Annotated in this window: 21 protein-coding genes and 1 tRNA gene; 10 read left to right on the plus strand and 12 right to left on the minus strand. The window is 61.3% G+C overall.

Features of this window, described 5'->3' with window-relative positions; all coding sequences use genetic code 11:
- Positions 1-40 precede the first annotated feature (40 nt).
- The 7 genes from NMG46_RS08440 to NMG46_RS08470 form a co-directional block, all read right to left on the minus strand.
- Complete coding sequence (locus NMG46_RS08440) at positions 41-961, minus strand: ABC transporter permease (protein ID WP_254817223.1); 921 nt, start codon at positions 959-961, stop codon at positions 41-43.
- Complete coding sequence (locus NMG46_RS08445) at positions 961-2,073, minus strand: ABC transporter permease (RefSeq protein WP_254817224.1); 1,113 nt, start codon at positions 2,071-2,073, stop codon at positions 961-963. The genes NMG46_RS08440 and NMG46_RS08445 overlap by 1 nt, the downstream gene beginning before the upstream one ends.
- Positions 2,070-3,635: an ABC transporter ATP-binding protein gene (locus NMG46_RS08450; RefSeq protein WP_254817225.1), complete on the minus strand. Its 1,566-nt coding sequence runs from the start codon at positions 3,633-3,635 to the stop codon at positions 2,070-2,072. The genes NMG46_RS08445 and NMG46_RS08450 overlap by 4 nt, the downstream gene beginning before the upstream one ends.
- 179 nt (positions 3,636-3,814) lie before the next feature.
- Positions 3,815-4,792 carry a quinone oxidoreductase gene (locus NMG46_RS08455; protein ID WP_254817226.1) on the minus strand — a complete coding sequence of 326 codons (978 nt, stop codon included), beginning with the start codon at positions 4,790-4,792 and terminating at the stop codon, positions 3,815-3,817.
- A gap of 18 nt (positions 4,793-4,810) precedes the next feature.
- A complete protein-coding gene (pcsA, locus tag NMG46_RS08460; RefSeq protein WP_254817227.1) occupies positions 4,811-5,626 on the minus strand; it encodes a phosphatidylcholine synthase in 816 nt (271 codons plus the stop codon).
- Entirely contained in the window at positions 5,623-6,237 is a 615-nt protein-coding gene (locus NMG46_RS08465; RefSeq protein WP_254817228.1) for a DUF1326 domain-containing protein, read from the minus strand. Before NMG46_RS08465 ends, pcsA begins: the two co-directional genes overlap by 4 nt.
- Positions 6,238-6,250: 13 nt before the next feature.
- Positions 6,251-7,147, minus strand: coding sequence for a DUF2182 domain-containing protein (locus tag NMG46_RS08470; protein WP_254817229.1), 897 nt, complete (start codon positions 7,145-7,147; stop codon positions 6,251-6,253).
- Positions 7,148-7,250: 103 nt separating this feature from the next.
- Between NMG46_RS08470 and NMG46_RS08475 the strand changes: the two genes are divergently transcribed.
- Both NMG46_RS08475 and hspQ read left to right on the plus strand, forming a co-directional pair.
- A complete protein-coding gene (locus NMG46_RS08475) occupies positions 7,251-8,459 on the plus strand; it encodes a UbiH/UbiF family hydroxylase (RefSeq protein ID WP_254817230.1) in 1,209 nt (402 codons plus the stop codon).
- Between the two features lie 221 nt (positions 8,460-8,680).
- The gene (gene hspQ / locus NMG46_RS08480; RefSeq protein WP_023675043.1) at positions 8,681-9,004 is read left to right on the plus strand and encodes a heat shock protein HspQ; all 324 of its coding nucleotides are present in this window, start codon (positions 8,681-8,683) and stop codon (positions 9,002-9,004) included.
- Between the two features lie 121 nt (positions 9,005-9,125).
- Here hspQ and NMG46_RS08485 read toward each other — a convergent pair whose 3' ends face one another.
- Positions 9,126-9,755 carry an invasion associated locus B family protein gene (locus tag NMG46_RS08485; RefSeq protein WP_254817231.1) on the minus strand — a complete coding sequence of 210 codons (630 nt, stop codon included), beginning with the start codon at positions 9,753-9,755 and terminating at the stop codon, positions 9,126-9,128.
- A gap of 231 nt (positions 9,756-9,986) precedes the next feature.
- On the opposite strand from NMG46_RS08485, the gene NMG46_RS08490 reads away from it, so the two are divergent.
- The 4 genes from NMG46_RS08490 to mgtE all read left to right on the plus strand — a co-directional run bounded on the left by NMG46_RS08490 (position 9,987) and on the right by mgtE (position 16,743).
- On the plus strand, positions 9,987-11,807 hold the full coding sequence (locus NMG46_RS08490) for an extracellular solute-binding protein (protein ID WP_254817232.1): 1,821 nt from the start codon (positions 9,987-9,989) through the stop codon (positions 11,805-11,807).
- A 23-nt stretch (positions 11,808-11,830) separates the two neighbouring features.
- Positions 11,831-12,508, plus strand: coding sequence for a DsbA family oxidoreductase (locus NMG46_RS08495; protein ID WP_254817233.1), 678 nt, complete (start codon positions 11,831-11,833; stop codon positions 12,506-12,508).
- 709 nt (positions 12,509-13,217) lie between these two features.
- A complete protein-coding gene (locus NMG46_RS08500) occupies positions 13,218-15,107 on the plus strand; it encodes an ABC transporter ATP-binding protein/permease (protein WP_254817234.1) in 1,890 nt (629 codons plus the stop codon).
- 271 nt (positions 15,108-15,378) lie between these two features.
- Complete coding sequence (gene mgtE / locus NMG46_RS08505; protein WP_254817235.1) at positions 15,379-16,743, plus strand: magnesium transporter; 1,365 nt, start codon at positions 15,379-15,381, stop codon at positions 16,741-16,743.
- Between the two features lie 57 nt (positions 16,744-16,800).
- Here mgtE and gor read toward each other — a convergent pair whose 3' ends face one another.
- The 3 genes from gor to rpiA all read right to left on the minus strand — a co-directional run bounded on the left by gor (position 16,801) and on the right by rpiA (position 19,604).
- The gene (gene gor, locus NMG46_RS08510) at positions 16,801-18,189 is read right to left on the minus strand and encodes a glutathione-disulfide reductase (RefSeq protein ID WP_254817236.1); all 1,389 of its coding nucleotides are present in this window, start codon (positions 18,187-18,189) and stop codon (positions 16,801-16,803) included.
- 118 nt (positions 18,190-18,307) lie between these two features.
- Positions 18,308-18,886 carry a DUF2059 domain-containing protein gene (locus NMG46_RS08515; protein WP_254817237.1) on the minus strand — a complete coding sequence of 193 codons (579 nt, stop codon included), beginning with the start codon at positions 18,884-18,886 and terminating at the stop codon, positions 18,308-18,310.
- The gene (rpiA, locus tag NMG46_RS08520; RefSeq protein WP_254817238.1) at positions 18,873-19,604 is read right to left on the minus strand and encodes a ribose-5-phosphate isomerase RpiA; all 732 of its coding nucleotides are present in this window, start codon (positions 19,602-19,604) and stop codon (positions 18,873-18,875) included. Before rpiA ends, NMG46_RS08515 begins: the two co-directional genes overlap by 14 nt.
- A 144-nt stretch (positions 19,605-19,748) precedes the next feature.
- Here rpiA and NMG46_RS08525 point away from each other — a divergent pair, with 144 nt between their 5' ends.
- The 4 genes from NMG46_RS08525 (at position 19,749) to NMG46_RS08540 (ending at position 21,684) form a co-directional block, all read left to right on the plus strand.
- Positions 19,749-20,432, plus strand: coding sequence for a phosphoglycolate phosphatase (locus tag NMG46_RS08525; protein WP_254817239.1), 684 nt, complete (start codon positions 19,749-19,751; stop codon positions 20,430-20,432).
- 102 nt (positions 20,433-20,534) lie between these two features.
- Positions 20,535-20,609, plus strand: a tRNA-Val gene (locus NMG46_RS08530).
- Between the two features lie 219 nt (positions 20,610-20,828).
- On the plus strand, positions 20,829-21,080 hold the full coding sequence (locus NMG46_RS08535; RefSeq protein ID WP_254817240.1) for a PepSY domain-containing protein: 252 nt from the start codon (positions 20,829-20,831) through the stop codon (positions 21,078-21,080).
- 127 nt (positions 21,081-21,207) lie between these two features.
- Positions 21,208-21,684 (plus strand): hypothetical protein, encoded by a 477-nt coding sequence (locus tag NMG46_RS08540; RefSeq protein ID WP_254817402.1) that lies wholly within the window; start codon positions 21,208-21,210, stop codon positions 21,682-21,684.
- Positions 21,685-21,695: 11 nt separating this feature from the next.
- Here NMG46_RS08540 and NMG46_RS08545 read toward each other — a convergent pair whose 3' ends face one another.
- Positions 21,696-23,588, minus strand: coding sequence for a murein L,D-transpeptidase (locus NMG46_RS08545; protein ID WP_254817241.1), 1,893 nt, complete (start codon positions 23,586-23,588; stop codon positions 21,696-21,698).
- Positions 23,589-23,645: the final 57 nt, after the last annotated feature.

Consider the following 23,645-nt stretch of genomic DNA (forward strand, 5'->3'; position numbering starts at 1 on the left):
CCTCTCTGAGTTAAGCCTTGGAGCTTCCGTCTTTTTGTTGTCAACGATCCGGAACGAATGGCTGGCCCAAGGAGGCCGGCGTGTTCATCATCGTCAAACGCTTGTTGCGCGAGATTAGAACGAGAACCACGACGGTTGCCAGATAGGGCAGCGAAGAAAGCAGTTGCGAGGGGACCGGAATGCCGAATGCCTGTGCATGTAGCTGGCCGATCCAGACCGCGCCGAAGATATAGGCGCCGGCCAGCACCCGCCACGGCCGCCAGGAAGCGAAGACGACCAGAGCCAGCGCGATCCAGCCGCGGCCGGCGGTCATGTTCTCCACCCATTGCGGCGTGTAGACCAGCGATAGGTGGCCGCCGGCAAGGCCGGCACAAGCGCCGCCGAAAATCACTGAGAGATAACGGTAGCGGATGACATGGATACCAAGCGCATGGGCCGATGCATGGCTGTCGCCGATCGAGCGCAGCGTGAGCCCGGTGCGGGTCTTGAACAGGAACCACATCACGGCAGCGGTAAGCGCGATCGAGATGTAGAAGATTGGATCCTGGCCGAACAGCAGCCTGCCGACGACCGGGATTGCGGTCAGGCCGGGAACGTCGAGGTTTGGCAGCCTCTCGCCAGGCTGGCCGACAAAATTCGCCCCCATCATGCCGGAAAGCCCGAGGCCGAGCAGTGTCAGCGACAGGCCGGTTGCCACCTGGTTGGTGGCCAGCGACAGCGTCATGACGGCGAACAGAAGCGAGAACACTGCCCCCATGGTGATTGCCGCCAACAGCCCTATCCAAGGCGAGCCGGTGAGATAGCCGGCGCCGAAACCGCCGACGGCACCCATGATCATCATTCCTTCGACGCCGAGATTGAGCACACCCGAACGTTCGACCACCAGTTCGCCGATCGCGGCGATCAGCAGCGGCGTCGCCGCCGTCGCGATGGTCAAGAGGATGTTGACGGTGATGTCCATCAGCGGGCTCCCTCCAGCTTCGGCGCCGCCTCGAGCTTCGGCGCGGAAAAGCCGGTCAGGCGAATGCGGTAATGGATGAGCGTGTCGCAGCCGAGCACGAAGAACAAAAGCATGCCCTGGAACACGCGCGCCACCTTGTCGGAGATGCCGAGCGCGCTTTGCACTGCCTCGCCGCCCAGATAGGTCAGCGCCAGCACAAGGCCTGCGGCGACGATGCCGAGCGGATTGAGCCGGCCGAGGAATGCCACGATGATAGCGGTAAATCCGTAGCCGGGCGAGATCACCGGCTGCAATTGTCCGATGGCTCCCGAGATCTCCGAAATCCCGGCAAGTCCGGCCAGTGCGCCCGACAGCAGGAAGGTAAAGAAGACCATACGGTTAAGGCCAAACCCGGCGAAGCGCCCTGCCCTTGGGCTTGAGCCGAGCACGCGGACCTCGAAGCCTTTTAGCATACGGCTCATCAGGATCCAGATCAGCATCGCCGCGACCAACGCGAAGACAAATCCCCAGTTTGCCCGGCCGGATTCCGGGAGGAGTTCCGGCAGTATGGCCGAGTCGTTGAACTGGATGGTTTGCGGGAAACCGTGGCCCTGCGGATCGCGCCACGGCCCGCGTACGAGCCAATCGAGGAAGAGCTGGGCGACATAGACCAGCATCAGGCTGGTCAGGATCTCGTTGGTGTTGAAGCGCGTCTTCAGCAGTGCCGGGATTGCAGCATAGGCAGCCCCACCGACCATGCCGAAAAGAAGCATCAGCGGCAGCACCAATGGGCCTTCGAACTGCGGAAACAGCACAGGGAAGATCGAGCCGACAATGCCGCCCAGGATGAACTGACCTTCGGCGCCGATGTTCCAGATGTTGGCTTTGTAGCAGACCGACAGTCCGACCGCGATCAGGATCAGGGGGGCGGCCTTGATCGCCAGCTCATGCAGCTGCCAGACCTGGCTGATCGGTTCGATGAAGTAGATGCGGAACGCAGTCAACGGGTTGACGCCGAGCAGCGCGAACATGATGGCACCGGCTATGATCGTCAAAACGAAAGCGATGAAAGGCGAGAGTGCCGAAAACAGCATCGAGCGCTGCGGGCGTTTTACAAGTTCGAGGCGCATCAAGCCGTCTCCAGCGTATGTTCGGCATGACCGGGTTCGGCGCCGCCCATCAGCAGCCCGATTTTCTCGAATGTCGCTTCAGCTATCGGCAGCGGCTTCGACAATTCGCCATTGTGCATGACCGTGATCGCATCGGAAATCTCGAACAGCTCGTCGAGGTCCTGGCTGATCACCAGCACCGCCGAGCCGCTGCGCGCCAGTTCGATCAGCGCCTGGCGGATGTGGGCCGCCGCACCCGCGTCGACCCCCCAGGTCGGCTGATTGACCACCAAGACGCTTGGCCGGCGGTCGAGTTCGCGGCCGACGATGAATTTCTGCAGATTGCCGCCCGAAAGGGCCGCAGCCTCTGGGTCCGGCGCGCTCTTGCGCACGTCCATTGCCTTTATGATCCGCTGAGCAGCGGTATAGATCGCATCGCTCTTGACCATTCCACCGGCGCCGACAAACATCTTGCCGTCGGTGGCGTGGCGCGACAGAAGCAGGTTTTCCGAAAGCCTCATGCGCGGTGCTGCGCCGTGGCCGAGCCGCTCTTCCGGAACGAAGGCAGCGCCCATCAGGCGCCTGCCGGTGATAGCGAGGCCGCCGGCATCCTTGCCGCGGATGCGGACCGAGCCGGTATCCTCCTGCAGCACCTCGCCGGAAACGGACTCGAAGAATTCGCCCTGGCCGTTGCCGGCCACACCGGCAATGCCGATCACCTCGCCGGCCCGGACTTCAAGATTGATGTTCCTGAGCGGGATCGAGAACGGGGTCGCCGGCTTGCGGGTGAGTTCGCGGATTTGAAGCAGCACCGGCGCGGTCTCGATACCCTCGGCCGGCGCCCGCACCACGGCCTGGACCTCATTGCCGACCATCATCCGCGCCAACGAAGACGCAGTTTCTTGGCGCGGATTGCAATGGCCGACCACCTTGCCGTGACGCAGCACGGTGGCGCGGTCGCAGATGCGTTTGACTTCTTCCAGCCGGTGCGAAATGTAGAGGATGGACTTTCCTTCCGAACGCAGCCGTTCGAGCGTCTCGAACAACTTATCGGCCTCCTGCGGCGTCAGCACCGACGTTGGCTCGTCGAGGATGATGAGTTGCGGCGTCTGCAGCAGGCAGCGGATGATTTCGATACGCTGGCGCTCGCCGACCGACAGATCACCGACCAGCGATAGCGGATCGAGAGGCAGGCCGTAACTGTAGGAGAGCGCCCTCGCCTTGGCCGCGATCGTGCTGATCGGCGAGCCGTCATCCAGCGACAGCGCGATGTTCTCCGCCGCCGTCAGCGCTTCGAACAGGGAAAAATGCTGGAAAACCATGCCGATGCCGAGCTTTTTTGCGGTGCCTGGGCTGGTGATCCTGACCGCCTGGCCATTCCAGAAAATCTCGCCAGAATTCGGTTCCAGCGATCCAAACAGCATTTTCACCAGCGTCGACTTGCCGGCGCCGTTCTCGCCAAGCAACGCATGGATCTCGCCCTTGGCGATGTTGAGATCGACATGGTCGCAGGCTGTCAGCGTGCCGAATATCTTTGTGAGGCCGCGAACCTCAAGCAGGTTTGCGCCGTCCTGATCTGCACTCACGGTGCCTCCATCTGGTTTGCCAGACATGTTCTGTGTTCCCGCAAGCATCGTATGCGCGCCCTGCTCTCTACGGTAAGCGCCTCACGACTTGAAAGAGCTTCAAGAATTTCAGCGGAAACTCAAGCGGTAAAGAGCAGTTCGCAAGAACCGCGGCGTCGGCGGGCCGAAACTGCGGGCGCTCAAGGGATAAGTATCGTTGTCCCGGTGGTCCTGCGCCCTTCGAGATCGGAATGCGCCTTGCCGGCCTCGCTGAGCGCGTAACGCTGGTTGATCTTGATCTTGACGGCGCCGCTGAGCACCACGTCGAACAATGCGGCGGCGGAAGCCTCGAGGTCTTCGCGCCTGGCATTGTAGACGAACAGCGTCGGCCGCGTTGCGAACAGCGAGCCCTTCTGCGCCAGCAACGAGATGCTGAAGGGCGGGATCGGCCCAGACGATTGACCGAAGCTGACGAACGTGCCGAGCGGCCGCAGGCAATCGAGCGAGGCTGGAAATGTGTCGTTGCCAACCGAATCATACACGACGTCGCATTTCTTGCCACCAGTGATGGCGGCAACGCCGGCGACGAAATCCTGCTCGCGATAGTTGATCACGTGGTCGAAGCCATGCGCCCTGGCGAGTTCGATCTTGTCGGTTGAACTCGCGGTGCCGATCACCGTCGCGCCGAGATGCTTGGCCCATTGACCGAGGATCAGCCCGACACCGCCGGCCGCCGCATGAAACAGGATCGTGTCGCCGGCTTTCACCTTGAATGTACGGCGCAACAGATACTCGGCCGTCATGCCCTTTAGCATCATGGCTGCGGCCTGTTCGTCGCTGATGCCGTCCGGCACCTTCACCACGCGGTCGGCAGCGATCACGCGCTGCTCGGCATAGGCGCCGGTGGTCACGGCATAGGCGACGCGATCGCCGGGTTTGAGCCAGTCGACATCCGAGCCGACCTTAAAGACCACGCCGGCCGCCTCACCGCCGGGGATCAGCGGAAATCCGCCCTGCGGCGGATAAAGGCCCGAGCGATAATAGACGTCGATGAAATTGAGACCGATCGCGCTGTGCTTGACCAGGATCTGTCCCGAGCCTGGCTGCCCGGGATCGGCATCCTCATAGGTCAGGACCTCCGGGCCGCCATGGGCATGGATGCGCATCGCTTTGGACATTTTCAGGCTCTCTTGGGATCAGGCTTTCTTGTCCGGCTTGGCGCCGAGATTTGGAAAGAACTGCATGATAGCGCCGATGCAGGCGAGGTAAAGCCCGGTGACCGTGATCCCGATCTTGATGAAGTCGCTGACCTGCTCGCCCAGCACGCCGATCTGGTCGTAGAAGGAGGCAAGTGCGGCCTGCGCCAGCGCCAGCGCGCCGAAAGCGCACCAAAGCAGCGTCATGCCGAGATTGACGCGCCGCAGCCGCTTCACCCGCACCGGATGGATGAAATTGATCGGCACGAAGGTGAGAATGCCGGCCACCACGACCACGGCGAAGGAAACCCATTGTCCTGGTTCGATGACGAACAGCGTGAACACCACCATGTTCCAGACGACCGGAAAGCCTTTGAAGAAATTCTCCTTCGTCTTCATGCCGGTATCGGCATAGTAGATCGCGCTCGACACCACGATTATCGCCGCAGACAGGAACGACAGGCGCTCGCCCATGAAGCCGCGCTGATAGAGCGCGAAGGCCGGAATCAACACGTAGGTCACGTAGTCGATGATGTTGTCGAGCAGTTCGCCCGACCATGTCGGCAAGATTTCCTTGACGTCGAGCTTCCTGGCGATCGGCCCGTCGATGCCGTCGACGAAAAGCGCCAGCCCCAGCCACCAGAACATCGCCGTCCAGCGCTGCTCGCTTGCTGCCACTAGCGACAGAAACGCCAGGAATGAGCCCGACGCGGTCAAGAGATGGACCGAGAACGCCCGCGCCTGCGGCCAGGTGACTTTCTTCTTCGGCCGCGGAATCCGGTCGGCGATTTTCCTGGCCGTCGTCTTCTTGCTCACGGGCCCCGCCAGTCCAGCTTGCAGATTTCGGCCGAACGGCCCGCAAAGTTCCAGTTGCGGCCAAAAGCCCGCATTTTGCTCTTGTCGGATTTGGCGACGATGATTTCCGGCGCAATCCAGTATTCCGAATTGCTGATGACCGTATCCTTGTCGCGATCCTTGCCGGTGATCGGCGTCACCGCACCATCGATGATCTTCGGTATCTGGAAGATGCGTGTTTTCTCACGCGTCTCGTAGGTGATCGGCACCTGCTCGACGCCGAGGAACTGTCCGACCAGGATGGAGAGCAGCGATGTGGTTCCACCGGCCTTGCCGGTGAATATCTTCGTCAGTCCCTTCACAGCGTAAACGGAGGCGCGCTTGTCGATGAAAAGGCCGGCCGTCCAGTTGCCGCGGCTCATATAGCCGGGGATTTCCATGATCAGCCCAAGATTGAGACCGGACAGGTCGACCTCGCCGAAATGGCCGGCATCGATGCGGAACCCCGCCCAGGTTTGGCAATAGCCTTCCGTAGGCGAATGGTTGCCGAGCGACAGAACGCAAGGGCAAAAAACCGTGCAATTGCAGGAGAGGACGAGTTCTCCCTTCATTGCCCAGCTTTGGTCTGTCATCGAATTGTCCCCCTCATGTCGAGACTACTAGTAGCGCTGCTGCCCAGACAAGCAGTATCGCACCGGCCAGCCGCGTCGGCAGATTGCCTGCCGTCTGTTTTTCAACCAGGCTGAACAAGCCGATCAGCGCCATCCAGAACACGTTCATCACACCGACGGCAAACATTACCAGCATTAGAGCCCAGCAGCATCCAAGGCACCACAGGCCCTGCTTCATGCCTAGCCGCAAAATACGAATGGGCCTGGCGCTCCAGTTGGCGAACAGGACCGAGAACGGATTTCTGCACTTGTCCAGACAGACTTCCTTCAGCGAGCTGAACTGATAGAGACCAGCGATCGACAGCGCGGCTGCCCCGGCAATTCCAACCAGTGGATCGAGCATCTGCCCGGATGAGGCGAATGCATGGATTGCGAGCGTCAGGGCGGCAAACATTGCCGAGGCGACAAGCCAGACGCTCAAATATCCAGCGACCAGGATCAGCGGATGGACGGCCGGCTCCCTCTTGATCCGGGCGGTATCCGCGATCTCGCAATAGGTGCGGATCATCGGCGCCGCGGAGGGCAGCATGGTCGCGATGGCCATCAACAGCCACATCGCGGTGAGTGCCCCGCCTTGCGCGCCCAGGCTTGCGCGAAGCGGCGCCGGCGCAAGGCAGAGGGCGAAGAAACGCGCAAGGAAATCCGGCAACGGCAGTAGCGGCAGGTATTCCAGCACGGCGTCGCCCGGTACATCAGCGCCCGGGAGCCGGCTTGCCGCCCCCCGAACTGCCATTACGCCGAGAAGGAGCCAGGCAAGGGCGATGCCCATGCCGGCAACAACGCTCACGGTCAGTCGAGGGCTGCGCGCAACGCTCGCCATCGCGCGGCCGGTACCGTCGAGGTGGCTGAAATCGTCTTGTTGGCCGGTCATGGCAACCGAATGGGCCGAATCGCCGCGTTGATCAAGCCGCATCACCTGACCTATATGGACCAGCAGATCGGACAGGCCTCACCTCGCAATCCGGAAGCCGAATTTGAAGCATCGGGAAACAGCACGGATACTGGTCGCCGGCAGCGGTCCTGCGGGGCTGATCGCGGCGCTTGGCTTTGCCGAGGCGGGCTTTCCCGTGACGCTCGTCGGACCCGACGCAGCCGGCCCCGACGGCCGGACGACAGCCTTGATGAACCCTGCCCTAGAGATGTTCGAACGGCTAGGGATCTTCGACGGAATCAGGCCGCACGCAGCGCCGCTCAAGGTGATGCGTATCGTTGACGCAACCAACCGGCTGATCCGCAGCCCGACAGTGACCTTTCGCGCCAGCGAGATCAACGAAGAGCAATTCGGGCTGAACTTGCCCAACAGCGTTCTCAACCGCACGCTAGCCGAGGCTGTCACGCATTCGGGTATCGAATGGCGAAAGTCGATGGTGGAGGCATGGCGCCTCGATGCCGACCATGCCCATGCCGTTCTCGCCGACGGTAGCGAGGTTGAGGCATCGTTGGCAGTTGCCGCCGATGGCCGTCAATCGCCGGCCCGCGAGGCAGCCGGCATTCGGACCTCGGTCCGATCCTTTCCGCAGGCGGCGCTGGTGCTCAATTTCGGTCACCGCAGCGACCATGCTTTCACCTCGACCGAATTCCACACCGAAACCGGTCCGTTCACACAGGTTCCCCTGCCCGGCAACCGGTCCAGCCTTGTCTGGGTGCTCGAACCCGAAATCGCCAAGGATCTTGCAGCACTCGACGAGGCCGAGCTTTCGACGCGGGTCGAACAGCGGATGCAATCGATGCTGGGCCGCGTGTCGGTTGAGCCCGGCCGGCAGGTCTACCCACTTTCAGCGGTGAGCCCGTGGCGGTTTGCGCATCGCCGCGTGGCACTTGTCGGTGAAGCCGCCCACGTGTTTCCCCCAATCGGCGCGCAAGGGCTTAATCTCGGCATCCGGGACATTGACGACCTGATTGGTACCGCAAGCAGAAACCGCTCGGACCCGGGCGCCGCCCAGGCGCTTGCAGCCTATGATTTCAAGCGGCGGCCGGACATTCTGGCGCGCAGCAGCGCGGTCAACCTGCTGAACATGTCGTTGCTTTCCGACATGCTGCCGGCCCAGCTGATGCGCAGCGCTGGTCTTGGCGCGCTTGAGGGGTATGCGCCGTTGCGGGCGTTTTTCATGCGCGAGGGTCTTCGACCCGGCAGCGGTTTTGCGGCGTTTCTTGGCGGATTGCGAAAAGCGGCCGCGCGATAGCGATCGTGGCGCCGCCCTTGATCCGCATCTTGTGATGCTCAACCCGGCATCAAGTTGATCGGGATTGAATTGACGCGGCGTCTGCGCCAAATAATGACGATATCGACCGTAAGGCCTGGGCCGATCTTTGCCTGACCGGTGTGTAAGAATCTAAAGTCCTGGAGCGTTTCGTTGCGTGTTCCAGGATGCGTGGCGTTCAAGAAGTTCAAGTGGTGAGTGCGATGAAGACAGCCAAATTCTCGATCGGACAGGTGGTTCGCCACCGGCTGTTTCCGTTCCGCGGCGTCATTTTCGACGTCGATCCGCAATTCGCCAATACCGACGAATGGTACGAGGCGATCCCCGCTGACGTGCGGCCGCGCAAGGACCAGCCCTTCTATCATCTGCTCGCCGAGAATTCGGAGACGGAATACATCGCCTATGTGTCCGAGCAGAATTTACTCGAGGACCGGTCGGGCGAACCGGTTCGGCATCCGCAGATTGGTGAAATGTTCGACAAGAAGCCGGACGGGCGCTACGAGCCGAAGCACCAATTGAGACATTGACTTAGTCGGGATCTGGCTGGGCTCGGACAGGCTTGGGACAAGTCTTGACCCGATAATCAGCCGATTCAATAAAAAAGCGGGGCATGAACCCCGCTTTTTGTTTTGTTCGAAAACCCGTCGATCAGTTGGCGGCCTTCGCCTTTTCCTGCTCTTCCTTGAGCTTCTTGGCAAAATCCTGATTGTTCTTGGCGACGAACTCCTGGAGCTTCTTCTGTCGGTCCTCGATGTCCGACTGCTGCAGCGGCGGGCCGTCGAAGGCGCCGCTGAAGCCGGTCAGCGCGATCTTGATCGGGTTCGGCTGGTTCTGGAAATTGACCGAGGTCAGTGTCAGGTTCGAACCTTTCTTGAAGGACGCGACGAGCTGATCGGTCAGCGGCACTTCCGCCACGCAGCGATCCGGGAAACAGATCACGTACTCGAGCTTCTGCGCCTTGCCGGCGTCGATCTGGAGGCCGATGCCGGGAGGAACCAGACGGCCAGTCGGAACCGTCACCTGGAACACCTTGCGGTTCACCTTGCCCTTCAATTCGATCAGGCTGACGCCGGTGATGAGCTGACCATTACCGGCGGTGGTGATGTTCTGGACATTGCAAATGTCGACATCTTCCTGCTTGGTGCAGGCCTTGAACCAGCCTTGCGGAATCTGCTGTTGCTGCTGCGCGACAGCAGCGGGAATGCCGGCGCCCAGAATGCCGGCCACGCCAGCGGCCATGACCGACAGGCGGTACGCGTTGCTGTTCAGGCTCGTCATGTCGTGCATTCCTCTCAAATGATCCCGGGACCGGCTTTTTTCATGCCGTGTGGTCCAGCTACCTGTTGCCGAAATGAGGCAACAGAATGACTTCGGACGGCGTGTTACACTGCAAGCAGCGCCGAATCCAGCCCGGGCCGCGCGAATCTTGGCCGAGGGACTGGGTCGAGGGATTGGCCGGTGCACGACCGGCTCATGTATGCTGCGCATCGAATCGGGAAGGAGACGGTCATGGGCCGCGTTGTCGTTTGGCTGATCGCCACAATCTTGTTTGTCGGCCTTTCCCTGCAGCCGGCCCTGTCGGAACCGAAGCACGCGCTTGCCATGCAGGGCGAGCCGGCGCTGCCGGCCGACTATGATCATTTCAACTACGTCAATCCCGACGCGCCGAAAGGCGGCAGCATTACCTATTGTGTCGTCGGCAGCTTCGACAATCTCAATCCGTTCATCCTGAGAAGTCTGCGCACCACCGCGCGCGGCATGATGGATCAAGCTTTTGGCAATCTTGTCTTCGAGCCGTTGATGCAGCGCAACTACGACGAGGCCTTCAGTCTCTACGGCCTGCTCGCCGATACCGCCGACATGGACCCCGAGCGCAAGAGCATCGAATTCCACCTCGATCCCAGGGCCAAATGGTCGGACGGCGAGCCGGTGACGCCGGAAGACGTGTTGTTCACCTATGATGTCTTCACCGAGAAGGGCCGGCCACCTTACAGCCAGCGAATGAAAGCGATCGCCAAGCTCGAAAAGACCGGCGACCGCAGTGTGCGCTTCACTTTCAACGAAAAGGCGGACCGCGAATTTCCCCTAATCATTGCGCTGACGCCGATCATCCCGAAACACGCGTTCAACAAGGACACTTTCGACAGGACGACGCTAAAGCCGGTGATCGGCAGCGGGCCTTACACGGTGGCGCAAGTCGTGCCCGGCCAGCGCATCGTGTTCAAGCGCAATCCGCACTATTGGGGCAAGGACGTGCCGTCCAAGCGCGGCTTCGACAATTACGACCAGATCACCATCGAGTATTTCCTCAACGCCAACGCCAAGCAGGAAGCGTTCAAGAAAGGCATCTGCGCCATCGACGACGACAGCGACCCAGTCAAACGCGAGCGCGATCTCGACTTTCCGGCCTTCCACAGGGGCGAGGTCATCGCCGAAACTTTCGATACCGGCATTCCGCCGGTGGTCAACGGTTTCCTGTTCAACACGCGGCTGCCGAAATTTTCCAATCCGGTCGTGCGGCGCGCGCTCGGCATGCTCTACGATTTCGAATGGGCCAACAAGAATCTGTTCGGCGGCAAATACACGCGCACGATGAGCTTTTGGCAGAATTCCGAGCTGTCCGCGCTCGGCCACCCGGCCAGCGAAAAGGAAAAGGCCCTGCTGGCCCCCTACCCCGGCCGCGTGCCCGCAGATGTCATGGACGGCACCTACAGGCCGCCGGTTACCGACGGCTCCGGCCAGGACCGCAAGGTGCTGAAGGCGGCATTCGAGCTGCTGAAGAGCGCGGGCTATACTGTGCAGGACGGCGCGATGCTCGATCCCCAGGGAAAGCCGTTCGGTTTCGAGATCCTGACCGCCTCGCAGGACGAAGAGCGACTTGCCGCTGTCTATCAGCGCACGCTTGAGAAGCTCGGCATCGATGTCGGCATCCGCAGCCTCGACGGCGATCAGATCCAGTCGCGCAAGCAGCGTTTCGATTTCGAGGTGCTGGTCGGCTCGACCGGTTTCAACAACTCACTGTCGCCCGGTATCGAGCAAGTCGGGCGCTGGGGATCCGCTGCCGCCAAGGCCGAAGGCTCGTTCAACCTAGCGGGTGTCGCCGACCCCGCAGTGGACGCGGCGATCGAGGCGATGTTGAGAGCTCGCTCGAAGGAGGACTATGTCGCTGCTGTCCGGGTCCTCGACCGGCTGCTGATCTCAGGCAATTACATGGTGCCGACCCAGCACAACAACCAGCAATGGCTTGCTTATTGGAACTATCTGGAACATCCGCAAAAGACGCCCATATACGGTTATCAGTTGCCGACCTGGTGGCGCAAACCGAAGTGACCTCTTCAGAACAGGAGATCAAGATGAACGACGAGAACTCGATTACCGTCGATGTGGTCTCCGATGTCGTGTGCCCCTGGTGCTTTATCGGCCAGAAACGGCTCGACAAGGCGATTGCCGCCGTCGACATCGACGTTCACATACGTTGGCGGCCCTTCCAGCTCGACCCGACGATTCCGCCCGAAGGCAAGAACCGGCGCGACTACATGGTGGCTAAATTCGGCAGCGAGCAACGCATCCGCGAGATCCATGCCCGGATCGAGCCGTTGGGCGAGGCTGAGGGGATTTCCTTTGCCTTCGACGCCATCAAGGTCGCGCCCAACACGCTGGATGCGCACCGGCTCATTCGCTGGGCCGGGACGGCCGGCGAGGCCGTTCAGAACCGGCTGGTGCGCCGGCTGTTCCAGCTGAATTTCGAAGAAGGCGCCAATCTCGGCGATCATGCCGTGCTGATCGAAGCCGCCCGCGAGGCCGGCATGGATGCCTCCGTCGTCGAAACGCTTCTGTCGACGGACGCCGATGTCGAGGCGGTGCGCACCGAAATCGCCACCGCTTCGCGCATGGGCATATCGGGCGTGCCGTGCTTTCTGCTTGAAGGCAAATATGCGGTGATGGGCGCCCAGGACGCCGATACGCTTGCCGATGCGCTGCGCCAGGTGGCTGCGGCCAAGGCACGCGGCGAACTGGAGACGGCGAACTGAGCCGGACTATTTTCGACTATTTCACCGTCACCTTGGCCTTGCTGACGAAAAAGCCATGGCCATCCTTGCCGGTGCAGGTCAATCCCTTGGTGGAGGACTGGCAGGAAAACAGCCCCTTGCTCCAGCTGTTGCCGTAGGCCTTGCTCGCCCGGGTTCGTGATCTGTGTCGGAATCCATGTCGGTCCGCATCCTGGACGTAGGGCCAACGTCGTTGCTTGGCTGATTACGGGCTCTCCCGACAAGGCGGCTTCACCCACGAATCATACAGGTCGCGTTCTGGCCGCCAACGAGGTCGGACCTGGCCGTAAGGGAGCGCTGAAGATCGGTTCAGGCTGTGAAGATCGACCGCGGGACGGCGCTTCTACGTTCACAAAGCTGTGTGAGGGCCTTCCCCAAGGGAAGGACCCTACTTTCTCCGGCGGAGGCAAGTAACATATTGAAATTGCATTGATATCAAGCGCCTAGAATTCCGACGGCACAGCCCCGTGATCATCCACTCTGTTGCTCCACTGCAACGGCCGGCGAGTTAAACCACTCGCGGCTGGTGAAAAGCTAATGGAAAATGATCAATTGGTGTTACTGTCCGTAATAAAAGAAAAATCGTTTGGGCGGGATAGTGATTCGGGTCGATAGACCAACGCGACATTCAATATCGGAAAAATGGCTCCGCGGTGCCGCAAGGCAGTCGCCCCTTACGCCCGTATCGTCGATGCGCAGCTTCTGGGGCCTGATGCGGGCCTACTGGTTTTCGGACAAGTGGGTGGAAGCCTGGACCTTGACGCTGGTGATCGCCCTGCTCACCGCGCTCTCCAGCAAGTCAGGCGTGTGGTTTGCCGTAGCATCCGGAGAGCTGGTCAACTCGATCGCCTTTTTCCATGACGCCGCGAACACCACCCCCCTTCAGACACTGCTGGCCAATGCCGGGATACTTGTCCTCCTGGTCTTGCTCAAGGATGCGGGTCTTACCGGTATCCGCAGCCTGGTATCCGCAACGTTGCATCGCAAGTGGCGCGGCTGGCTGGACAGCCAGTTCAACGAAGCCCTGCTTGATTCCAATCACACCCATTTCCACGCTCAGCATGGCTCGTCAGGTGCCGCCGCTCCCGACAACATCGACCAGCGCATCCAGGAATCGATCAAGGATATGACGGGCGGCGCCATCGGCCTCGCGATGGGGGTTTTGGCCGTTGCTACTTCATTGTATTTCGTCGGCCAGCAACTGCTTGCACACTCGGCGGAGGTCAAAGGGCTGGAGTTCCTCGGCAGCTATGGCAGCGCCGTCCTCGCCTTTCTGGCAGTCGCCACCTACGTGCCGTTGAACACCTGGATCGCCGTCAAGCTGGGCAGGCTGCTGGAACGGCTCAATGTCAGGATGCAGCAGGCGGAAGGCAGCTATCGCGGCGAGCTGATCACCTTTCTGCGCCGCAGTTTTCATGTCGCCGCATCGCAAGGCGAGAACGTGCAGAAGGCAGTGCACAGCCAGCGCTATGTCGACATCGACCGCACTTGGGCGCGGCTGAACATCGTCAACACAGGCTACAATTCGTTCGAGCTGATCTACAATTTCATCGGTGCCCGCATTGTCGCCTACGGGCCAGGCTTGGTTCCCTTCATCCATAACGGGTTCGATCTCAAGGGCTACATAACCGGCTCCGAGATGGTCAACTCGCTGATCAGTCAATGCTCGTGGTTCATCCATGTCATGCCTGCCATCGCCGCGCTGCGGGCCAACAGCCAGCGCGTCACCGAACTCGCAAACGCGATCGAAAACGTTCAGCACCCGCAGGAATTTTATCAGCAGACCGGCCGCTCCGATTTTCGCTACGACCGCCAAAACCCTGTTTTCGGCCTGACCATCCAGAAACTAGAGCTGGCGCATCAGGGCGAGGACGCAACGCCCTTCCTGAGTGCCGCGAACTTGCGCTTCCGGCGTGGCGAATGGACTTTCCTGAAGGGCGAATCCGGTTGCGGCAAGACCTCGCTGATCAAGGCGATCAACGGCCTTTGGCCCTATGGCCGCGGCACCATCGTCTTCCCGGAAGGGGTCAGGAGTTTCTACGCCGCCCAGGAGGTGAAGCTGCAGCAGGTTTCGCTGAAGCAATTGGTCTGCCTGCCGGGTTCCGAGCATGATTATCCCGACGTGCAGGTCGCATCCGCCCTGCACAAGGCCGGCCTCGGCGATTTCATCGAGCATTTGGCCGATGAGAGCCGTGAAGGAAAGATCTGGGATCAGGTTCTCTCGGGTGGGCAGAAACAGAAGCTGGTTGTCGCCCGTATCGTGCTGCAGCAGCCGGGATTGCTGTTCCTCGATGAAGCCACTGGCGCTCTTGACCCCGATGGACGGATCGCCTTCCACCAGGCGATCAAGGACAATTGCCCTGATGCAACTGTGATCTCGATCATGCATGAGGCGACGCCGCCGAGATCGCTCGCGGGCACCGAATTCTACCACAGCGTCGTTGCGATCGCCGACGGCGTCGCCACCAAGAAGCCGCTGGTTCCGAGCTTGCCGGTCGAGCTCACCACCATCCTCACGCAACCGACGCGGCCGGCCGAGGACAAGTGGCTGCGCTTTCCCCGCCGGCTGAAGCAGAGATAGCTGCGGCACCATTGCCAGCATCCAGCCAGCCCGCGACGTAGCCCGATCACAGTCTCGCGATCCAGTCGATTTGCCGCCGTTTTAACCCGCTCTCGCGATTGACTCGGCAAGGCGCGCTCCTATGTTGCGCCGGCTTGCAGAATCTCAATCCGAACCCGCGAGCAGAAAGGTCACCGCGCCATGCCTGGCGACAGTCACAGTCGAACGCAACCGCCGTCCGCTTGACGTGATCTGACAGGCTCACGTCCTGCCGGACGGCAAGGAGTGAGCCATGAACGAGTTTTCCCCCGTTGCGGGCGGCGATGCCATCGCCATCGCCCGCGTACTTGCTAACGAACATGTCGCCGACATGGTCGAGGCGCTGAACCAGGAGCCTCGCGAGACGGCATCGGAGCTGCTTTGCGAAGTGCCGTTCGAGCGGCTGGTCGATATCTTCGACCAGCCTGAACTCGACGGCGCATCCGAACTGGTCGAGGCGCTGCCCCGCATCAAGGCAGGCAGACTGCTTGCCGCCATGTCGGTCGACCGCGCCGCCGACATACTGCGCGATCTGAACGAGCCGGCTCGTTCCGAGCTGCTTGCCGGCCTGGCGCCACCGCTGCGCGCGACGCTGCTTGCCATTCTCGGCTATCCCGAGGGCAGCGCCGCCTCGCTCATGACGACTGAATATGTCAGCGTGCCGCCGGATTGGAGCGTTGCCCGCACGCTGGATTATGTTCGCAAGGTGGAGCGGACGCGCGAAACCGTCTACGCGATCTACATCGTCGATCCGCAAACGCAGGTCCTGTTGCGCTCGACCAGCCTGCGTCGACTGATTGCTGGCGAACCCGACGAGCTGATCATGGCAATAGCGCCGGATCGTGCGCCTATCACTGTTTCACCGCTGACCGATAGTGAAAAGGTTGCTCAGTTGATCTCCAAATATGATCTGCTCGCCGTCCCGGTCGTGGACAACGGCAAGCTCCTCGGCATCGTCACCATCGACGACATTATCGATACGATGATCTCGGAAACGACCGAGGACGTGCATCGTTTCGGCGGCATGGAGGCTCTCGACGAGCCCTATATGAAGATGGGTTTTCTGGCGATGATCCAGAAGCGCGCCGGGTGGCTGTGTGCGCTGTTTATCAGCGAGATGCTGACCGCCAATGCGATGCAAAGCTACGAGGGCGAGCTGGAAAAGGCGATCGTGCTGACCCTGTTCATTCCATTGATCATGAGCTCCGGTGGCAATTCCGGCTCGCAGGCGACCTCGCTCGTCATCCGAGCCCTGGCGCTGCGCGAGATCGGCCTTGGCGACTGGTGGCGGGTGGCCCTGCGGGAGCTGCCCACCGGCCTGGTGCTTGGCTCGATCCTTGGCGTAGTCGGCGTCGGCCGCATCGCGCTCTGGCAATATTTCGGCTTCTACGACTACGGCCCGCACTGGCCGCTGATCGCAATGACGATCGGCGCCACGCTGGTTGGCATCGTCACCTTCGGCTCGCTGTCTGGATCAATGCTGCCGTTCGTCCTGAAGCGCATCGGCTTCGACCCGGCCAGCGCATCAGCCCCGTTCGTCGCCACGCTGGTCGACGTCACTGGGCTGGTGATTTATTTTTCGGTGGCGCTGGTGATCCTGCGCGGAACGCTGCTGTAAAAAAACTCACGCACTTCCATCGCGGCAATCTCGTTGCCGCGATGGGTTATTGTCGCGTCAGACGCGCTCACCATCTCTCACCCGGTAAGTCGGCTTGTACATGGTGACCAGTTCTTCCGCCGCGGTCGGATGCACCGCCATGGTGCGATCGAAATCATCCTTGGTCAGCCCGGCCTTCAGCGGTATGCCGAGAAGCTGCGCCATTTCGCCGGCGTCCGGCCCGAGGATATGGGCGCCGAGGACCTTTTTCGAGGCGCCGTCGACGACCAGCTTCATCAGCATCTTTTCATCGCGGCCGGAAAGCGTGTGCCGCATCGGCCGGAAGGTGGCGCGGTAGATTTCAAGATCCGAAAAGCGTTTTGCCGCCTCATCCTCCGACAGGCCGACCGTGCCGATCTCGGGCTGCGAAAAGACTGCGGTGGCGATCGTGTCATGGTCGGGCGCCGTCGGCTTGTCCTTGAAGGCGGTCTCGACGAAGCACATCGCCTCGTGGATCGCCACCGGCGTCAATTGCACGCGGTGGGTAACGTCACCGATCGCCCAGATGTTGTCGATGTTCGTGCGGGAGTATTCGTCGACCTGGATTGCCCCGGTTTTGGTCATCTCGATGCCGACGCCTTCCAGCCCCATGTTCTCGGTATTGGGAATGCGGCCGATGGCGAGCATGACCTGGTCGACCGTCAGCACGGTGCCGCCGGTGACAAGCGCGTCGAGCCGGCCGTCAGGGCGCTTCCTGACCCACTCGGACACGGCGTGGCAGAGGATTTTTATCCCCTTCTTTTCCATCGTCTCGTGCAGCATGCGTCTGAGGTCCATGTCGAAGCGGCTGAGTATCTCCTTGCCGCGATAAACCAGAGTCGTGTCGACGCCCAGCCCGTGAAAGATATTGGCGAATTCGACGGCGATATAGCCGCCGCCCTCGATCATGATTGCCTTCGGCAGCTCCTTGAGGTCGAAGGCTTCGTTGGAAAAGATGCAGTGCTCATGGCCGGGCAATGCCGGATGCGGCGCCGGGCGCCCGCCGGTAGCGATCAGGATCTGGTCGGCGGTAACGGTGCGATCCTCACCGAGAAGATGCACCACATGCGGATCGACCAGGGTGGCGCGCGAATGAAAGACCTCACCGCCGGCACCGTGCACGTTCTTCTTGTAGACGGCCTCCAGCCGGCTGATTTCGCGGTCCTTGTTGGCGACCAGCTTCTGCCAGTCGAAATGCGCTTCAGGCACCGTCCAGCCAAAAGCGGCAGCGTCGGCGAAATGCTCGGGGAATTGCGAGGCGTAGACATAAAGCTTCTTCGGCACGCAGCCGCGGATCACGCAGGTGCCGCCGTAGCGGAATTCCTCGGCAACGCCGACACGCTTGCCGAGTGCGGCCGCGACGCGCGCCGCCCTCACCCCGCCGGAGCCGCCGCCGATGACGAAAAGATCGTAGTCGTAACCGGCCATGGCTGAACTCCTTGCCCCTCAAACACCGAGACAGGTAGGCTGCCGACTATCAAAAGAAAAGCCCGGACTTGCCGGGCTTTCTGGTCCAGTGGCGGTCAGGCCGCTCGGAAGTCCGCAATCAATTCGGTGTAGCGTCCGCGGGAGCTGCGCCATCGGCCGGAGCGGTACCGTCGGCAGGGGCAGCCGGCGCCTTGGCATTCGCCGCTGCACCCAGGGTCTCACCGACCTGCTGGGCGAGATCGCGAGCCAAGCCGTTCTGCCAGATCTCGGCAGCCTTCACCAGTTCGCGCGTCACGATCGGGCCGTTGTCGAGCAGCTTCTTGCCGGAATCGGAATTGTAGAAGGCGGCGATTTCATTGAGTTCCTTTTCCGAGAACACCTTTGCGTAGGCAAGCGCTGCTTCCTTTTCCAGGTCGGCGCGGCGCGACGCCAAGGCCATTGCCTTCTCGTTGATCGTCTTGGCGATCAGTTCCTGCATGTCCGGGTTCTTCTGGATCAGCTGCTGCTCGAGCGCCGCGGCCGCTTGCGGCAGGATGTTGTCGAACGTATCCGTCGCATGGATCGCCGCGACCGCGGCACGCGCCGCCTTCAGATGCGCATCAGTGACGTCCTGCGAAAATGCCGGCGACGAAAACGCGAAAACGGCCGAGGCCGCCAGAATGGCAAAAAAGCGGCCAACCCGGTTATGCAACATCATGATCGGTAAAACTCCTTGGTTTTCGGGCGGCATGGACGGTTTGGATGCCGTCGCCGCCGGCTATGATGGCCGTTGTCGCCAGCCCGATGAAAAGACCATGCTCGACCACGCCGGGAATGGCGTGGAGAGCATTCGAAAGCGCTCTTGTATCCGGAATGCGGCCAAAAGATGCATCGAGGATAAAATGGCCGCCGTCTGTAACAAATGGCTGGCTCCCCGTCATCCTCAATGTAACAGGGCCGGAAAGGCTCAGGTTTGCAGCCGCCGCGCCAACCGCAATTTCGGTGGCGCGCAGGCCAAACCGGTTGACTTCGATGGGCAGCGGAAAGCGGCCGATCATCTCGACCATCTTGGAGCTGTCGGCAATGACGATCATGCGGGCGGAGGCCGCCGCGACAATCTTTTCGCGCAGCAGCGCGCCACCGCCGCCCTTGACCAATGTCAGCGCCGGATCGATCTCGTCGGCGCCGTCGATGGTGAGGTCGAGCTCCGGCGTTTCCTCGAGGGTCGACAGCGGCACACCAAGCTCCGTGCAAAGGACGGCGGTGCGCTCCGAGGTCGGCACGCCGATGACAGTCAGGCCGGTGGCGACCTTGTCGGCGAGCAGCCGCACGAACTCATCCGCTGTCGTGCCGGTGCCGATGCCGAGCCGCATGCCATCCGTGACATGGGCCAGCGCTGTCCGCGCGGCCTCAACCTTCAATTGCCTCGCATCCATGCCGGGCCCCAAGATTTGTTTCGGCGCTCGTAGCATTTTTGCCGAGCTGGTCAAAGGACCTTGCCCGCGGTGGATAAGCCGGCTTGCCTGAACGGGCCGCAGCGGTTATCGCCTGCCGGCAATCGAATCGTCACAGGACAGGCCATGACCCGACCGACCATCGTGTTCGACCTCGACGGGACGCTGATCGACACGGCGCCGGACCTGCTCGACAGCCTCAACCACAGCCTTGCCGCCAGCCAGCTCGCGGCCGTCGACGAAGCCGGCTTCAAGCGTTTCGTCGGCCATGGCGGCCGCGTGATGATCGAGCGCGCCCATGCAGCGCAGCACAGGTCGCTGGCCGTGGAGGAGCACGATCGGCTGCTAAAGCTGTTTCTGGACCATTACACCGTTAACATTCCCGGCAAATCGCGCCCCTACCCGGGCGTTCCCGAGGCGATCGCACGGTTCGAGGCAGCCGGTTACCTGCTGGCCATCTGCACCAATAAATACGAGGCCAATTCGGTGGCACTCATCGAGGCGCTCGGCATGACCAGGCATTTCGCGGCGATCTGCGGTCAGGACAGTTTTCCGTTCCGCAAGCCCGACCCGCGCCATCTCACGCAGACTATCGCGCGCGCCGGTGGCGACCCGCACCGTGCACTGATGGTCGGTGATTCGCAGACTGATATCGACACGGCAAAGGCCGCCGGCATTCCGGTAGTGGCAGTCGATTTCGGCTACACCGATCGTCATGTGCGGGAGTTCGAGCCGTCGGCGGTGATCTCGCATTTCGATTCGCTGACGCTCGATCTGGTACAAGGGCTGATGGCCGCGGCGGAGGGCTGAAGCCGGTCATAGTCCAGACGGCCAGATGACGGCCGACAAGTGGTTGACTTCGCAGGCCGGCCTCCCTTATATCGCGGCGCGCTTGGCCTTCGGGCAACGAGCGGGCGATTAGCTCAGCGGGAGAGCACACCCTTCACACGGGTGGGGTCGCAGGTTCAATCCCTGCATCGCCCACCATCTTTTCAAGCACTTAGCCATCACCGACGGGGAATGCTGCCGTGATCGAGAACCAGCGCATAATCGTATTGGTTTTCCGTGCGCTTTTCCGCAAGCTATAAGACTGACAGGCACACTTACGCTTAGCACAATTGCCGGTCTGGACGATCCGCAAGCCCGAGTCCGGGAACAAACCCGTATGTAGATGAGTTTCTGCTCATCGAAATGTGAGGGAAAGCCATGTCCAGACTTGTTTTGGCGGCCGCCGTGCTGCTTGTCGGCGGATCGGCCTTTGCCGCGGACGAAAATCCGGTGCCGCCGCAGAATGCCAAGAAGCTGTCGGAAATCATCGCCAAGGTAGAGCAGCGCGACGACTTCCGCTACATCAAGGAAATCGATTGGGACAGCGGCGCCTACACCGTCATTTATTACACGAACGACAAGGCCAAAGTTGAAATCACCTATGATCCGGTGACAGCTGCGCCGAAATGAAGCTGGCCGCCAACGGTCCAGATTCTAAAAAATGCCTCTCCTCGAAGGCCCGCGGCCTTCGGCACACCCTTGTGTAGATATGACTTTGATGGCTGACTGGGTGCTATCATTGCGCGCGGGGGTGGGCATGGCGACGGTAAAGCACGTATTGAAACGCTTTCTGATGATGCTCGCGGGTTATTTCATAGCGGTATTGGTTGGGCTGATCGCGGTGGCGGCAATTTATGGCGGGCTGAGTTCGCTGCCAAATGCGCCGAATTATTTCGACGTCATGGGTGTCACCCCCGTTGCGGTGCTGCTGTTGCCGCCGCTCGGCATGTTCATCTATTTTCTGACGATTGTGATGACCGGCCTGCAGACGCTGATCTTCGCACTGATTGCCGAGTTTTTCTCGCTGCGCAGCTTTTGGCTGCACATGATCTTCGGCGCGGCGGCCGCGGTTGGCGGCTTCGCCTTGATCTGGCCCAGTGTACCGGACGACACGAACCCGGAGCGCTGGGCCGATATCGGCATCATTGCCGCCGCAGGCGTTGTCGCGGGCTTGGTCTATTGGCTCATCGCCGGACGCGATGCGGGTTTCCGGCGTCCACTGTTTCAGCGCTAGAACCGTATCTCTCAGCTGGCCGGCGAACGCACCGCTTCCGTGCTGTCGAGCGCCTGCTGCAGCCTTGTGTCGCGGCCGTAGACGTCATTGAAATATTCGACGGTACCGGACAGGTCCGGCCATGCGGTGAAATAGGCGACATAGACCGGGATCTTGCGTGTCACGTCCTCGGTCGAATGTCCGTGTTTCAGTCTGTCCTCGATGTAGTCGACCGAGGTACCGAGCACGGCAGCCGCCATGCCGCGCGGATCCTGCAAGCGAACGCAACCATGGCTGAGCGCGCGCATGTCGCGCTGGAAAAATGACTTCTGTGGTGTGTCGTGCATGTAGATGGCGTGCTTGTTGGGAAACAGTATCTTCAGCTCGCCCAGCGCATTGGCCTCGCTCGGCAGCTGGCGCACGCCGTAGGGTATCTTTGCGCCATAGGCACCCCAATTGACCGAGGATGAGGGAATGCGCTTGCCGCGGGCATTGACCACCTCATAGCCGGCGCGGTCGAGATAGCCGGGATCCCGCCGCAGCCGCGGCAACATCTCGTTGACCAGGATCGACTGCGGCACGCCCCAATAGGGATGAAAGTCGACCTGCTCGATCTGATCATAGAAGAAAGCAGTCTGGTTGGTGGGCCTGCCGACCACGGCGCGGGTCTTCAGCTTCTCCTCGCCGTCGTCGATATAGCTCGCAGTGAAAGCCGGCTGGTTGATGAAGACGCGCGGGCTGCCGAGGTCGGAAGGCAGCCAGCGCAATTCTTCGAGCGCAACCCGAACCTTCTGAATTTTGTCGGCCTTGGACGTTCCGGCCAACGATGCGACGGTACGCGGGCCGATGACGCCGTCGCCTTTCATGCCGGCCCGTTTCTGCACCGCCTTGATCACCGGCACCAGTTCCGGATCGTAGACCTCGCTGGTGGCGAGCTTCGCCAGCACCTCGCCATAGGCACCGCCCATCTCGTCATCGAGACTGCGCGCGATCCTTGTCAAAAGCTTCGGCAGCTCGGGGCTGGTCTGCCCCGGTTTCAACAGCAGATTGGGATCGACGACGATCTCGTCCTCGGCGCTGGCCTGTAGCGATTCCAGTTCGACGCGCAGCGCCTGATACTCGGAATTCTGTGGATGCCGTGATTCGAGATAAGTACGCACTTGCTGGGTATGGGCCAGCGTCTTCAGTACCCCTTCCATGTCGAGCGGCTTCGGCGGAAAATCGTAGTAGCCGGTGATGCGGTTGGGATCGACGCGGCCGCTTTGTGCGTCACGGGCGTAGCGCAGGACACGGGCCGACATCGCCATCTCGAAGCGAACCAGCTCTTTCAGGCGCTCATCGGCATTGCCCGCCGATACGCCTGCTGCCGGAACTTCGACGGTGTAGTCGGCGGGCGTCAGGCCGTAGCTCGCGGCCTCGCCCAGCACCCGCACCGCATCCTCGGCACGGCTGTTGGGACTGGTTCCCGTCACCCAGATGAAATCCGGATTGGCTGAGTAGTACGCGATCAGCGCCTTGGCGATGTCCTTCTCGGCGTAGAGATCATAGCCGTCGAGCCCGGCAATGGCTTCGCGGAATGCAGCCCCGGTGGCCGTCGGCTCGAATGCAGCATCCTGAGGCGTTGCCGGTTCAGGCGCTGCCGACAGTGCCGAAAAATCGACGCGCACCAGCGGATCGCTCTTGTAGGTGTAATAGGACGGGCTGCTGATTTGCGCACCACCACCCCCACCGGAAGCGGCTGGCGCCTTGGGCTTGTATTTTGACGGTGGCGGCGGAAAGTTATCTTTCGGCGGTGCGTGTTTGACGCCGCCGCCGAAAAGCATGTCGAAGAACCCTTGCGCTTCAACCTGCGGCGTCCCGAAGGCCAGCATTGCTGCGGCAACCGCGAACGGCAGCACGGTTGCTTTGTTTACAAGGAGTTTCATGGATCACCCGCTCCGGTTGAACCGGATCCCGTTCCGCACCGCTTTCACGGTCTCGCC

The organism is Mesorhizobium sp. LMG 17147, from assembly GCF_024297145.1.
Taxonomy (GTDB): Bacteria; Pseudomonadota; Alphaproteobacteria; order Rhizobiales; family Rhizobiaceae; genus Mesorhizobium.